This window comes from Thalassospira sp. Z349TD_5 (genome assembly GCF_056173045.1).
On sequence record NZ_CM149654.1, the window covers coordinates 2,582,440 to 2,596,569 of the forward strand.

Sequence of the window (14,130 nt, forward strand, 5' to 3'; positions counted from 1 at the left end):
TAAATCACCATCAACCATGAATATTTTAAAATAAAAATAATCAATAATTGATAGTAAAACAATTATCAAATGAACATTGTCTAAAAACTTATATATTGAATTCAGCATTCTACGCACAATAATTCACCCAAAAACCAAGACTGATTCTCTTGCATAACGAACACCAAGAAAATGTGGGTAGTTGCCCCCCCCTATTCCTCCCCCCTTTTTACCCCCACTCAATCGCCGCCGGTAAATCCAGTTTCGGCGCCTGATCCATCACCATCGCCAGGAAAATCCGCGCAATCGGCGACAGGCTTTTACTATGCCGCGTGATCACGCCAATCGGGCGGTGGCGTGTGGGGTGGCTCAGCGGCACAAACGTCAGTTTGGCCTCTGCTGTTTGGTCCGACACCCCGGTGGCAATGCGTGCGGCCAATTCCGGCAGCACGGTAATCCCCACCCCCTCGGCGACCATGGCGGCCAGGGTTATGGTGTTGGATGTTTCGACCACCGGGCGCAATCCCGCCACCAGATCGGCCGCATTGCTGGTCGCCGGTTTTCCTTTTGAGTGTCCGCTTTTGGCCGCCTCTGCCATGGCGTGCTCTGCCCGCGTCGCCCCCTCCATCACCGCCTGTGCCGCGCCAATGCCAAGGGCGGCGGCCTTGGCCACCGATGCACTGACCGGCATGGTCGGCAAGATGGCCGGTATGTTGGCCGATGTGGTGGTTGATGTGATTGGTGTGGTGGATGTGGTGGCCCCAAATCCCTGATCGGCCATCATCGCGCGCGTGCCTGATTCCGGGCCAAGGCCGACAAACGGCTGATCAATAAGGTCGGACCACGCGATTTCAGATTGCCCGGCAAATTCATGATCGGCCCGGCATAGCACGCCAAACCGGTCGGAAAACAGCGGGCGAAACGCGATATCGGGCAAATCCTGCCATTCCCCGGCGATGCCAAAATCAACCACCCCATTGGCCACCGCTTCATGCACTTCCCCGGCATTCATTTCATCAAGCCGCAAACGCGCATCGGGATGCTCGGCGATGAAATGGCGGATCACGCCGGGCAAAATGCGGGTTAAAACCGACGGGGCCGCCGCAATGCGGATTTTCCCACCAATCCCGCGCGACAGCGCATCAAGATCACCAAGCGCTTCTTCAAAATCGCCAATCAACCGACGCGCAATCGGCAAAAACCGCTCCCCGGTGACGGTGAGCGAGACATGCCGCGTCGTGCGATCAAAAAGCGCCGCCCCCGTCACATCCTCAAACTGGCGAATGGTCGCGGTAATCGCGGGCGATCCCAGCCCAAGGGCGGCGGCCGCCGCACTAAACGATCCCTGCTCGGCCACGGCGACAAACACGCGCATATGGCGGATATTAAGTGATGACAGCATGATTTTCGATGTCCATTCCAGTAAATGTGCGCCTGCCCAAAAAGACCATAGCGCCCAATCCCCATCCGGGCAAAAGGCTTCTTGCGTGTTTTACATCGCCAAACGCTACTTTAAAGGGCATTCTGGTGAAGCACGTCCCTGCGACAACAGAGAATGACGTTAAGAGCATGACAGAAGACGGAAAACAGGAAACACCAACACTGGAGGGCGAAGCTGCCCTCAACCTTTGGCGCCAAGGGCGGGATGCATGGAACCGTTGGATTGCTCAAAATCCGGACACCCATATCAGCTTCGCTGGCATCGATTTCTCAAAAGAGCAACCATCTAAAAAGACACTATCCTTTGCTGCGTTTTACTTCGGAAACTGTAATGTGAACTTTTCTCGCGCAAATTTCAGAGGTCGTACTGTAACTTTCTTCACTACTCAATTTGGCAAAGGTCCCATACATTTTGTTGAAACTACTTTTGGCGATGTTAACTTCTCATATGCGAAATTCGACAAAGGAAATGTGAGCTTCTATCAAACAGAATTTAATAACGTAGATTTCTCAAATGCCACTTTTGGCAATGGAGATGTGTCCTTCAAAGACGCAATTTTCAGAGAGGGAGAGGTGCGTTTTAGTGAAGCAAACTTCACAAAATTGCGTTTTACACCGGCTCGCCTAGAGTCCTCCCGAATAGTTGCTCACGGTCTTGCAGTCAAACATCGAGCTGTTTTTGAGATACCCACTTCTTCTAAAAATCTAATATCACTAGATTTCTTAGGCGCATCATTTGATGGACCTCTTATTCTATCAGCTAACTTGGGCATTATCCCGGACTTGCGAGCCACGCGATCAACTCATCAAAATGAACTTAGTGACCTGAAAGTGCAATTACGCCGCAAGCGGATACGATATTTAGGGCTCCGAGAATTTTCCACGATAGCAGAAGACCCAGAAGATTCTGCTCGCCTAAGACGCCTCAAAGAGATCGCCGAAACCAACAAGGATCATCAGGCCGCCTTGCGGTTTTCCGCCGACGAAAACAGGGCGCGGAGGTGGATTGAAACATCGTGGTTTGGATCGGTTCTGGACATCGCCTTCAGTGCGTGCAGCAATTACGGTCAGAGCATCCTGCGACCGTTTGTTGCTCTATTCGTACTCGCCGTCGCCAGCATGGGGTTCTATAAAAAACAGGCTGTGACGACAGGCGTCGAATGGTGGACGGCTCCGGGTTGGGGGCAATCGTTCCTCTTGTCTGTCAGCAACAGCCTGCCCTTTCTGCCGCAATCGCGTGGCTTGCGAGAGGCCGCGCAGACAGCACTTTACGGCACGGCAAAAGATCCCGGCTTTTGGGTCGATGCCCTCATGATCGGCCAAGGCGCACTCAGTTTCGTTTTCCTGTTCCTCATCGGTCTGGGTCTGCGCAACCGTTTCCGTCTGTAGGGCAAAATACCCCCTTCTAACGTACTCCCCGATATCGAAGGAGGCGACGAAATCCCGGTTCGGCGCGCATAGCCGCCATTCGCGGCGATGTGGGACGTGTGAAAATTACGTCAGTAAATCAACATGATGTGCGCCGCCATTGTCCTGCGCCCACCACATCATCGCCTCATGATAGGCGGGCATATTTGGAAGATCGTTTGAATTCCCGCCTGCTGCGCTGAGCTGCCCCCAGGCTTGCATCAGTTTTTCAACAACCGGCATCCCCATCCCGACATCTTCCCTTCCGCCGTGCACGAAATAGGATTTCTGCACCTCGGAGCGGTCCACCACCCAGTCAAACGTGGCCTTTTCGTCGTCACTCGCCGCATCGTAAAAATCAATGACGTCACGATACCCTTGGGCGGGGTCATCGGGGTTGGCATCCATGATATCGGAAATTCTGTTGTTGAATTCTTTTTTGGCGGCCGAAACCTCCGCCTCGGAAAAAAGGCCCCCTGCATTGCTCTTAACCGCAAAAAGCATCTGACGATCAAGATCCGGGAACCCAACCGCGTCCCATTGATCCGCCGTCGTGCCAGACGTCCCGGTGATGCCAAGCTTGGCATATCCCGCATCAATCTTGTCGCGCGCCATCATCGCCGCGCTGGCAAGGGTTCCCGGTGCAGGTGCCGCAGCTTCCTTCGAAACGGCCTGTTGTGACGAAACAGCAGCATTTCCCGCCGTCTGTGATGCCGACTGCCTCTGCCCTGCATTCGAAGACAAAGCGGCATATCTGTTCGCCATAAAACCGGAAATAGACGTCATGACCGTCCCTTACGCTTCCACAATAAAAGGAGAGGAAATCTTATTACACACAACCTTAACACGCAATTTATTTCTACCTATACGTGTTTACGCTACAGGGACCTCTAACCCATGACGTACCACCAAAGGTAACGCCTGACAAAACCACCGCAAAATGCGCAAATCCAATTGTATGATGATTTAATTTTTCCCGGGTTTTCGCCATTTTGACCCAAGGCTCCTACGCTTTTGGTCCTCAAAAAGGACTGAATGCCGCACATGGGCAGCAAACGGGTGGCTCAATCATCAGACGATTGCAACAATCGCCCGTCACCCCGATTTTCGCGAAAAGGACGGATGGGGCATCGCGGGGCTGTTTTTCCGGGTCGATTATTCACTAAAAATGAATAATCAGTCAGAATTTTCGATTTGTGTATTTAATCATCCTCCGGTCAAATAGGGTAAAAGCACCCCAAACAACCGATCAATTCGGATGAGAGAGACCCCAATGCCTGCTTCGCCCGCCCGCAGCTTTACCCGCTTTAACCGCCTGCCGGTTCTGACCCCGGATCGGTCACTCGATCACCTGACGCTCAGCTTCCTTAAGACATTGGAATCAGAGGGAAAATTCACCGGCGAAATCCATGCGGACTTCCCGACCCGCCTGATCAATGCCACCGATAACAGCGTCTATCAGGTGATGCCGACCGCGGTGTTGCAGCCAAAATCGCGCGATGACATCAATATCGTCATGGAAATGGCCGGGCGCGAAGAATTTAACGAGGTCAAAATCACCCCGCGCGGTGGTGGGACCGGCACCAATGGCCAGTCTCTGAACAACACCATCACGCTTGATACATCTAAACATCTCAATAAGATACGGGGTTTTGACAAGGATTCCGGGCTGGTGAAAGTCGAGCCGGGCGTGGTGCTTGATCAGCTTAATGCGTGGCTGAAACCCCACGGGTTTTTCTTCCCGCCTGCGGTCTCCACCGCCAGCCGGGCGACCATCGGCGGCATGATCGGATCGGATAGTTCGGGCAAAGGATCGCGAATTTACGGCAAAACCAGCCACTATATCCATGACATGACCACGGTTCTGATTGATGGCACGGATTTCAAAACATCTGCGCTAAGTACTTCTGATGCCAAGGAAATTATGGGTCGTTCCGATCGCACTGGTGCGCTTTATCGCATGGTCCATGACGAAATTTTCCCACGACGTGATCAGATCAAGGCCATTTTCCCCGAAATGAACCGCGGGCTTACCGGCTATAACCTCAAAGAAGCCGTTTCCGATCAAGGGGATATGAACTTAAGCTTCCTGATCGCCGGGGCCGAAGGCAGTCTTGGCATGGTCAAGGATATCACGCTGCGCGTCATCCCATTGCCAAAGCATAAAGCCGTCTCTGTCGTCCGCTACGCCAGCTTTGACGCGGCTTTGCGCCATGTTGGCACGTTGGTGCAATTTGATCCCGTCGCGATTGAAAGCATCGATGACAAGGTCATGAAACTGGCCGAGCAGGATGAAAGCTGGCACATGCTGGGCAAATTGCTCGGCACGGACACCAGCACGGTGCAGACGCGCGGCTTTAATGTTGTTGAATTCATTGGCGAAACCGCCGACGAAGTCGCCGCCAAGCAGGCCGAACTGGCCGCCTACCTTGCCGCCAACCCGAATGAAAACCACGCACCGATTGGCTGGGTACAGGCCACCGATCCGGCCCAAATTGCCGCCATCTGGTCAATCCGCGCCAAATCCGTCGGGCTTTTGGGCAATCTTGAGGGCAAACGCCGGGCGACCCCGTTTGTCGAAGATACTGCTGTGCCGCCGGAAAATCTGGCCGATTTTATCGCAGAATTCCGCGCTTTACTTGATGCCGAAGGGCTTGATTACGGCATGTTTGGCCATGTCGATGTCGGCTGCCTGCATGTGCGCCCGTTGCTTGATATGATGGACGAAGAAGACGAAGCGCGCATTCGCCGCGTGTCGGACGCGGTTGCCGATCTGACCAAACGCTATAACGGGCTGATCTGGGGGGAGCATGGCAAGGGATTTCGCGGCGAATATTCCCCAATTTACTTTGGGCCAGAACTTTATGATAGCTTGCGCCGCATCAAAGAAGCCTTTGATCCAGAAGGACAATTAAACCCCGGCAAGATCGCATCACCCTATTCGAAAAACACCCCCATCACCAAAATTGATGAAGCCCCGATGCGCGGCCAGTATGACCGCCAGATCGAAGAAAAACTCCGCGATGAATACCTTAATGCGACGCGCTGTAACGGCAATGGGGCGTGCTTTAACTGGGATTTGATGGATCCGATGTGCCCGTCTTACAAGGTCACACGCAACCGCATTCATTCGCCCAAGGGCCGGGCTGGCATGGTCCGCGAATGGATCCGCCAGATTTCGGTCGGCACCGATCCGATGAACCAGGATTTGGCCGTCATCAATGCCCGTGATTTTTCCCATGATGTGTATGAGGCGATGGCCGGTTGCCTGTCGTGCAAGGCCTGTGCCGGACAATGTCCGGTCAAGGTCGATATCCCGGAAATGAAATCGCGGTTTTTAGAGGCCTATCACACCCGTTACAAACGCCCGGTCAAGGATTACGTGATCGCCAGTCTGGAGGCGCTTGCCCCCGTGATGGCCATGGCCCCCGGCCTGTTTAACACCCTGCAATCGATCCCACCGATGCCGTGGATTTTCAAACGCTTCATCGGCCTGACCGACTTGCCAAAGCTTGATCGACAAGGCCTTAAATCCGCCTTACGCAAACGCGGCATTGCCCGGTTCAAACAGGCCGATCTGGATGCGCTCACACCCGCACAAAAAGCCAAATCGGTGATCATCGTGCAGGATTGCTTCACCACCCATTATGATACCAATGTGCTGCTCGCCCATGTGGACCTTCTGCAAACCCTTGGATATCAAGTCTTTGTGCCGCCCTACCGCGCCAATGGCAAGGCCATGCACGTCAAAGGGTTCCTGAAAAAGTTCGATTATCTGGCCCAGCAAAACGACATTGTGTACGGCAAAATTGCCAAATCCGGTGTCGCCATGGTCGGGATTGAGGCCAGTGTGGCCCTGACCTACCGACAGGAATACGCACAACGCTTGCACGACCGCCCGGACTACCGCGTGCATCTGTTCCACGAATGGTTATCGACCGAAATCGCCGAGGGCCGCCTGAGCCCGCCCAATATGGATAACAGCGTTAATACCGCTACCCCGGCAAGCCTGTTCCCCCATTGCACGGAAAAAACATCAATCCCCGATGTCGGCGTAAAATGGCAAAACATCTTTGCTGCGTTTGGCCTTACGCTCACCACCGAAAAGACCGGCTGCTGCGGCATGGCGGGCGTCTACGGCCACGAAACCCGCCATCAGGAAACCTCGCGCGAGCTTTACGATATGAGCTGGAAAAAGAAAGTCGATGCCACGGGGGCGCAAAACATGCTCGTCACCGGCTTTTCGTGCCGCTGTCAGGTCAAACGCTATGAAGGCGCAAAACCGCAGCATCCGGTGGAGTATCTGGCCAAACTCATGGCTTAGAAAACCTTCGAATTCTCATATTGAGAATTTTAAACTTGCCCGGATGTTCTCAATATGAGAACATCCGGAATAAGCATAGGGAGGGCACGCGTGCAAATCAGATATGAACCCAAAGCGATCCGCGACATGCGGTCCCTTCCGATTAAGGTTCGTATCCAGATTGATGGCAAAATAACAACCTATGCCGACAACCCGGATGCCCAGCGCAACAATGTTAAACGATTGCAGGGGTCTGAATACTACCGACTTCGGGTCGGAAATTATCGGGTTATTTTCAGCATCGAAAACAGTCAGGTCACCATCATGGTTGTTCAACGTATTCGCCATAGGAAAGAAGCTTATGACTGACCAGACATCAACCGAATTTGTGCCAATCAAGGAATATCAAGCACTTGCAGAGATGGTTGAGGATTTACGCGACATCATCGCCGCCAAGGATGCCAAAAGCGATTATGCGCTGCCTGCTGAATTTGCCCGGCGTATTTTCATGGAAATTGATCATCCGGTGACAGTCTGGCGCGATTATCGCGGCATGACACAACGTGCTCTATCGGAAAAATCCGGCGTTGCCAGCGGTTATCTGTCAGAAATCGAAAGCGGGAAAAAAAAGGGATCGCTTGATGTCTGGCGCAAGCTTGCCAAGGCACTCGATACAAGCATTGACGCGTTAGTGAACTGAACATCACAAAAACGGCAGCATCTTCCCAATATGTCCCCCAAATGCAACGATAGCCGGGCTTTTCCGGCCTTCGCCTGTCGCGACTTTAAGGCCCAGTTTGGGCAAGGGTGGCAGCGGGGATTTGAGGATGTACAGATCGTTCGGAACCGCTTTTTGCATCATGACACTGATGGCAAGGCCCGAACGGGCGACTGCGATCAGCCCTGCAAGACTGTTGCTAGCGTAAGATATTTTATAGGGCATGTGGGCCACGTCCATGGCATCGCAGGCGGCCTTGTGGTCGAGTGCATTTGAGGCGGCAAGGGCGAGCGGGATGGGGGTGGTTGGGCCATGTGTGCCCATGCCGAAATCATGCAATTCCAGCGTTGGTTTGCTGCCGACCCAGGCCAGTTGTTCGGTTCGGGCGATATCGGTTGCGGTCGGATCGGCAACGGAGACCAGCGCCATGTCGATCTGACGCGCATGCAGCAATCGGTGCAGGTCCGGTGTCGGGGCCGAGACAACCTTGATTTCGATATCCGGGTAGATCGTGCCGAAGCTTTTGAGCAATGCCGGGAAAAAGGCGATCAGGTAATCTTCGGGGCAACCAAAGGTGATGGCACCGCGCAGTCCCTGATCGGAAAAGGCCGACAGGGCTTCGTCCTGTAGTTTTAAAATCCGTTCGGCATAGCCCAAAAACCGTTCGCCATGCCCGGTCAGATGCACGCCACTGCCGCTTCGGTGAAACAGGCTTTGGCCAAGGGTTTCTTCCAACCGCTGGATTTGCATGGTGACGGTCGATTGGGTGCGCCCGACCTGAATGGCCGTTGCGCTGAGCGTGCCCGAATGGGCCGCGCGGACAAAGGTGGTCAGCAGTTTGAGGTCGAGGGGCGTTTGCATGGTTAGCGTTTCTGACTATCAATTTTTCCAATACCTGAATGCCATAACTATCAATTTTACGCAGGAACCACCAGCCGATAAGATCGACCGCATTGAACGCAACATGCATTTTGCCGGGAGCCCCCAATGTCAAACAACACCGATCCGAAATTCTGGAAAGCAGCACAAAACCACCTGATCCGCTATGGCAGCCCGTTTGATCCGGCGATTATCGAGCGTGCCAAGGGATCATTTGTGTATGACGCCGACGGGCGGGCGATCCTTGATTTTACATCCGGGCAGATGAGTGCTGTTTTGGGCCACGGGCATCCGCGCATTATTGAAACCGTGCAAAGACAGGTTGAAACGGTCGCACATCTGTTTAGCAGCATGCTGACCCGCCCGGTAGTTGATCTGGCCGAACGGTTGGCAGAACTGGCACCGGGATTGGAAAAGGTGTTGTTGCTGTCGACCGGTGCGGAAAGCAATGAGGCCGCCATTCGCATGGCCAAGCTTGTGACCGGCAAGCATGAGGTCGTGGCGTTTTCCAAAAGCTGGCACGGGATGACCGGGGTGGCGGCATCGGCAACCTATAGTGCCGGGCGTAAGGGATATGGCCCGGCCGCGGTTGGGTCCTTTGCCATCCCGGCCCCGAATGCCTTTCGCCCGCGGTTTAAACATGCCGATGGGTCGCTTGATTGGCAGACGGAGCTTGATGATGCCTTTGAGCTGGTGGACAACCAGTCAACCGGCAATCTTGCCGCCTTTGTCGCCGAGCCGATTTTATCAAGCGGCGGGATTTTGGAGCTACCCAAAGGGTATCTGGCCGCCCTTAAGAAGAAATGTGAAGAACGCGGGATGCTTTTGATTTTGGATGAAGCGCAAACCGGGATTGGCCGCACCGGCCATATGTTTGCGTTTCAGCGTGACGGGGTAACACCCGATATCCTGACACTGTCCAAAACCATCGGGGCGGGATTGCCGTTATCGGCCGTGATGACCACGCCCGCCATCGAGGAAGCCGCATATGAAAAGGGCTTTTTGTTTTACACCACCCATGTGTCCGATCCCCTGCCCGCGGCGGTCGGTTTAACCGTGCTGGATGTTGTGCGCGATGAAAATCTGGTCGCACGCGCCGGTCAGATGGGCGCGCAGCTTTTTGACGGGCTATCACAGCTTAAGGATCAGTATGACTGTGTCGGCGATGTGCGCGGGCGCGGGTTGCTTTTGGGGATGGAAATCATCAAGCCAACCGGCAACCGCGAACCTGATCATGACATGGGGGCTGCGATCATGGCCGAGGCGTTTAAACGCGGGCTCAGCATGAATATCGTCAAGATGCCGGGCATGGGTGGGGTGTTTCGCATTGCCCCGCCACTTACGATCAGTAGCGATGAACTTGATCAGGGTGTGTCGATCATTGGGGATGCGATCAAGGCCGTTTCCAGTATCTGAACCCAATTGGATGCTTGAAATGGGTTCAGACCTTAGCCGTGCCGCAACTTGAAGAACAGGATGGTGCCCGCCAAAAGGATGGTCACGGCATTGGAAATGATCACCGGCCAGTCACCGCGCAGCAAGCCATAAACCAGCCACAGCAGAACGCCGCTGCACAGCACGAGAAACATCACAAGCGAGATATCGGCGGTCGATCGGGTGCGCCATGTCCGGATGACCTGCGGCAGGAAGGCAATCGTGGTCAGCGTACCGGCAAGCATTCCAAGTGCGGTTTCAAACGTCAGCAGCATGTAGGGCCTCCTGCCGGGGACGGGTTGGGCCACGGTGTCGCCCGTGGTGTTCATGGATATCGGGAAGACTGAATGCATTCAACACGACTGGTCGAAAACTGCAAGCCCGATTAAATGCCCGATGGAACGTACCGTGCCAGCCAACATTGACAGCACGGCTCGATTAAAGGAATCATCGGGTGTTATGCTTTGCAAAGGAGCCCCCGATGATCCGTCATATTGTCTTGATCAAATTCAAATCCGGCATTGACCAAAATGTCATCGATAGCCTGTTTAATGCGCTGGCCGACCTTGGCCGGGAAATTGCCGGAATGCGGGGCTTTGACGGCGGCGTTTCGGTTAGCCCGGAAAAGCTTGAACAAGGGTTCCGCCACGGGTTTTGTATTGATTTTGATAATGAAGCCGCCCGCGATGCCTATTTAGCACACCCCACCCATCAGGCGCTTGGAGCCGAACTGGTCAAGGCCGCCGAGGACGAGATTTCAGGGCTGATGGTGTTTGATTTGGCGATGTAACGTATAGAGCCCATGCAAGGTCGCACAGCTATCACTGGCCTCAGACACACAAAACCCCGCGCGGTGAACCGGCGGGGCGGGAATGGTGGGCCTAACAAGACTCGAACTTGTGACCTCTCGCATGTCAAGCGAACGCTCTAACCAACTGAGCTATAGGCCCGTAATTTGTGTGAAAGATGGTGGGCCTAACAAGACTCGAACTTGTGACCTCTCGCATGTCAAGCGAACGCTCTAACCAACTGAGCTATAGGCCCGCAAATCCATCTTTCGAAAGACCGCTCCATCTCGTAAGAAGAAGTGGCCCTGCCGTTTGCGTCGGCGAGGCGGTATTTAGCCCAAGGCAGACAAAGGCGCAACCCCAGAAATGGGTTTTTGACAAAAATTCTTCATCAATTGCCAGCCAATTCCCATATGCTATAGATCAGATTGTGAGAGATCGGAGTCGGGATATAACCAAACCGCCATCAGGGATGGATGATACCAAGACAATGAACCAGTTGCCTTCGGAAATGGCCACAACCGGCCCCGCCACCGTTATTCTTCCAGCACGGCAAACCCTGCCCGTGGTGTTTGCATCACCGCATTCAGGACGCCAGTATCCGCAAGACCTGATTGCCAGCGCGCGGATCGGATCGTTTGAGCTGCGCGCGTCCGAAGACGCCTTTGTCGATCAACTGTTTGCCGCCGCCCCGCAACTGGGCGCCCCCTTGTTGTGTGCGACGTTTCCACGCGCCTATGTCGATGTTAATCGCGGCCCGCTGGAGCTTGATCCACGCATGTTTGACGGTGACCTGCCCGCCGATGCCGAAACCCATTCGATGCGCGCCCTGTCAGGCTTGGGATCAATCCCGCGTGTGGTCAGTGGCGGGGTTGAGATTTATAAATCCCGCCTGCCCGTCACCGAGGCATTTGATCGCATTGACACCTATTACCGGCCATATCATCGCGCCCTGCAAAATTTGATCAAGGCGACGCGTGACGCATTTGGCTACTGCATCCTGATTGATTGTCATTCAATGCCCGGCGATTCTGTCGATAGCACCAAAAACCGCGTTGATCTGGTGCTTGGCGATTGCTATGGAAGTTCCTGCCACCCGTCATTGACGCGGTTTGTGGATGATCGCGTGCGCAATCTGGGCTTTATCCCGGCGCACAATGATCCATATGCCGGGGGCTATTGCACACGCCATTACGGCCACCCGGAGGCCAATGTGCACAGCCTTCAGATCGAGCTTGCCCGATCACTTTATATGGATGAAGCAACGATCACGCCGCATCGCGGATTTGATACCTTGCGCGAACAAATGACCCATCTGATTTCAAGCTTCCACGATCTTGACGGGAACCCGTTTTAATGACCAGCCCCGCCCATACTGATGCCAATGCTCCCTTAGTTGACCTGATCATCCGGGATGCCGAACCCGAAGATTTCGCGCGCATTACCGAAATTTATGGCCACCATGTTTTGCATGGCCTGGCATCGTTTGAAGAACGCGCACCGGAAATCGCCGAACTGACGTCGCGTTGGCAGCATGTGCGTGAACGCGGTCTGCCCTATCTGGTTGCCGAGATTGATGGCCGGGTTGAGGGATTTGCCTATGCCGGGGCTTATCGTACCCGCCCGGCATATCGGTTTACCGTCGAAGACACGATCTATATCGCGCCTGACGTGGTTGGTAAGGGAGCGGGTCGTGCGCTTCTGGCAGAGCTTTTGACGCGCTGCACGACCCTTGGCTATCGCCAGATGGTGGCGGTGATTGGCGATTCTGCCAATGTTGCCTCGATTGGGCTGCATGCACGCCTTGGCTTTCGCGTTGCCGGAACTTTGCAGTCGGCCGGTTTTAAACTGGGTCGCTGGGTCGATAGCGTGATCATGCAGCGCGGACTGGGGGATGGCGATGGCAATTTCCCTGATGGCAATCCAGAGCGCGAAAAGTGAGTATAACCGCAATTGCGACACAGATCGCGCATCAGCGGCTATACATATCTGGTGCCCCACTCTGAACTGAGGTCGGAATCATATCGTCGCACAATTCCCTATCTGACGGCTTGCGCCAACTTGGCAGCCACAAAGCATTGCCGATTGCAGTCATCGTGATTGCAGCGGTAGGCTTTTATGACATGGATTTTCTGACCAACACCAAAGACTGGCGCGAAGATCTGGCCTGTGCAGCCTATTACGAGATCAATCCCACCGCCGCGACCGAGACGAGCAATGCAGAAATCTGGATTAAGCGCGCTGTTGCCAATGCATCCGAAAAGCCCAGCCCACAAAGCGAGGCCGCCATTCGCATCAAATTGCGTTATATGATCAAGGAATTGCGCGATCCGGCCCTGCCAGAAGCAGATCAGAACACTCAAATTGTCGCGCTGAAGGATAGCTGCAGCTAATTTCGACCGGCAATTGATTTGCACCGCACCATTTCGCGCAAATCGAAAACGGTGATATGCTCAGACGATGATCATATGACCAAAACTGGCTAAACGGCTGAATTTAGACAAAAAAAAGGCCGCCTATGAAAGCGGCCCAAGTCTAGGGAGGAAACGTCCAAGAAACGAGCGAACAAGTCGCTCGCCGGAATGCACTGCGTCCTACCGCAGCGCACAAATGGAGATTACCCATTTGCCCGACAGGACGCAATAGCTTTTTGACTATTTTTTTATCAAAATTATTCCTGCACCTTTTTTCATCACAATTTCACAGAACTGACACTGTTTCGTGCTGATTTCAGGCGGGTCTGGGTTAAATTTTGATCACCTGCGGACTCCATACACGGGTCCCACCGCCTGCCCCACTGTGCTTCGAATGCGAATCGCACGATAAAATTTGGCTGTTTTGTAGCGATTCCACATTGAAATCATCGCAAACGAATCATTTTCGGCTAAAACTTCCACAAAAGAAGCATTCCCCACGCGGCAATTCCCAAAGCAGCCCTCCCCGGCATTTTACAAATGCAGGAAGAACGGTCCGCGGACCGGATAGGGTGAAGCACACATACACACAGAGGTTTCGTGTCGCTGCAGGCCATCATCAATGGGAATTTGCGAAACGGCCCACTGGCAACATCACCCCTGCGCGCCAGCGCTGCGGTCTAGTAGCATGCGGCGTGGCGACGTGACGGGCAATGGCACGATAGATCCACTTGATCGCGCAGGGATGGTGCGACGTCAGGCTATCAA

At 54.0% G+C, this 14,130-nt stretch carries 13 protein-coding genes and 2 tRNA genes; 9 read left to right on the plus strand and 6 right to left on the minus strand.

All coding sequences use genetic code 11. The features are described 5' to 3' along the window. Positions 1-208 precede the first annotated feature (208 nt). On the minus strand, positions 209-1,381 hold the full coding sequence (locus AC0VXT_RS11860) for a LysR family transcriptional regulator (RefSeq protein WP_475545606.1): 1,173 nt from the start codon (positions 1,379-1,381) through the stop codon (positions 209-211). A gap of 8 nt (positions 1,382-1,389) precedes the next feature. Between AC0VXT_RS11860 and AC0VXT_RS11865 the strand changes: the two genes are divergently transcribed. Continuing rightward, positions 1,390-2,808 (plus strand): pentapeptide repeat-containing protein, encoded by a 1,419-nt coding sequence (locus AC0VXT_RS11865; protein WP_475545607.1) that lies wholly within the window; start codon positions 1,390-1,392, stop codon positions 2,806-2,808. A 105-nt stretch (positions 2,809-2,913) separates the two neighbouring features. On the opposite strand, the gene AC0VXT_RS11870 is transcribed toward AC0VXT_RS11865, so the two are convergent. Next, complete coding sequence (locus AC0VXT_RS11870) at positions 2,914-3,612, minus strand: hypothetical protein (RefSeq protein ID WP_475545608.1); 699 nt, start codon at positions 3,610-3,612, stop codon at positions 2,914-2,916. Between the two features lie 487 nt (positions 3,613-4,099). On the opposite strand from AC0VXT_RS11870, the gene AC0VXT_RS11875 reads away from it, so the two are divergent. The 3 genes from AC0VXT_RS11875 (at position 4,100) to AC0VXT_RS11885 (ending at position 7,829) form a co-directional block, all read left to right on the plus strand. Continuing rightward, the gene (locus tag AC0VXT_RS11875; protein WP_475545609.1) at positions 4,100-7,150 is read left to right on the plus strand and encodes an FAD-binding and (Fe-S)-binding domain-containing protein; all 3,051 of its coding nucleotides are present in this window, start codon (positions 4,100-4,102) and stop codon (positions 7,148-7,150) included. 90 nt (positions 7,151-7,240) lie between these two features. Continuing rightward, positions 7,241-7,498 carry a type II toxin-antitoxin system RelE family toxin gene (locus tag AC0VXT_RS11880; protein WP_475545610.1) on the plus strand — a complete coding sequence of 86 codons (258 nt, stop codon included), beginning with the start codon at positions 7,241-7,243 and terminating at the stop codon, positions 7,496-7,498. Continuing rightward, positions 7,491-7,829: a helix-turn-helix domain-containing protein gene (locus AC0VXT_RS11885; RefSeq protein WP_475545611.1), complete on the plus strand. Its 339-nt coding sequence runs from the start codon at positions 7,491-7,493 to the stop codon at positions 7,827-7,829. The genes AC0VXT_RS11880 and AC0VXT_RS11885 overlap by 8 nt, the downstream gene beginning before the upstream one ends. 3 nt (positions 7,830-7,832) lie before the next feature. Here AC0VXT_RS11885 and AC0VXT_RS11890 read toward each other — a convergent pair whose 3' ends face one another. Beyond that, positions 7,833-8,708: a LysR family transcriptional regulator gene (locus AC0VXT_RS11890; RefSeq protein WP_475545612.1), complete on the minus strand. Its 876-nt coding sequence runs from the start codon at positions 8,706-8,708 to the stop codon at positions 7,833-7,835. A 126-nt stretch (positions 8,709-8,834) separates the two neighbouring features. Here AC0VXT_RS11890 and AC0VXT_RS11895 point away from each other — a divergent pair, with 126 nt between their 5' ends. Then, positions 8,835-10,142 carry an aspartate aminotransferase family protein gene (locus tag AC0VXT_RS11895; RefSeq protein WP_475545613.1) on the plus strand — a complete coding sequence of 436 codons (1,308 nt, stop codon included), beginning with the start codon at positions 8,835-8,837 and terminating at the stop codon, positions 10,140-10,142. Between the two features lie 32 nt (positions 10,143-10,174). Here AC0VXT_RS11895 and AC0VXT_RS11900 read toward each other — a convergent pair whose 3' ends face one another. Continuing rightward, positions 10,175-10,435 carry a SemiSWEET transporter gene (locus tag AC0VXT_RS11900; protein WP_102784857.1) on the minus strand — a complete coding sequence of 87 codons (261 nt, stop codon included), beginning with the start codon at positions 10,433-10,435 and terminating at the stop codon, positions 10,175-10,177. A 206-nt stretch (positions 10,436-10,641) separates the two neighbouring features. Here AC0VXT_RS11900 and AC0VXT_RS11905 point away from each other — a divergent pair, with 206 nt between their 5' ends. Further along, on the plus strand, positions 10,642-10,950 hold the full coding sequence (locus AC0VXT_RS11905) for a Dabb family protein (protein ID WP_475545614.1): 309 nt from the start codon (positions 10,642-10,644) through the stop codon (positions 10,948-10,950). A gap of 83 nt (positions 10,951-11,033) precedes the next feature. Here the strand turns inward: AC0VXT_RS11905 and AC0VXT_RS11910 are convergent. Together AC0VXT_RS11910 and AC0VXT_RS11915 are read right to left on the minus strand one after the other, a co-directional pair. Further along, positions 11,034-11,110: transfer RNA gene (locus tag AC0VXT_RS11910), tRNA-Val, on the minus strand. A 17-nt stretch (positions 11,111-11,127) separates the two neighbouring features. Beyond that, positions 11,128-11,204: transfer RNA gene (locus AC0VXT_RS11915), tRNA-Val, on the minus strand. 234 nt (positions 11,205-11,438) lie between these two features. Between AC0VXT_RS11915 and AC0VXT_RS11920 the strand changes: the two genes are divergently transcribed. The 3 genes from AC0VXT_RS11920 to AC0VXT_RS11930 all read left to right on the plus strand — a co-directional run bounded on the left by AC0VXT_RS11920 (position 11,439) and on the right by AC0VXT_RS11930 (position 13,341). Then, entirely contained in the window at positions 11,439-12,305 is an 867-nt protein-coding gene (locus tag AC0VXT_RS11920; protein WP_475545615.1) for an N-formylglutamate amidohydrolase, read from the plus strand. Next, positions 12,305-12,889: an N-acetyltransferase family protein gene (locus tag AC0VXT_RS11925; protein WP_475545616.1), complete on the plus strand. Its 585-nt coding sequence runs from the start codon at positions 12,305-12,307 to the stop codon at positions 12,887-12,889. Before AC0VXT_RS11920 ends, AC0VXT_RS11925 begins: the two co-directional genes overlap by 1 nt. Positions 12,890-13,071: 182 nt before the next feature. Further along, positions 13,072-13,341, plus strand: coding sequence for a hypothetical protein (locus AC0VXT_RS11930; RefSeq protein WP_475545617.1), 270 nt, complete (start codon positions 13,072-13,074; stop codon positions 13,339-13,341). Positions 13,342-14,130 lie beyond the last annotated feature (789 nt).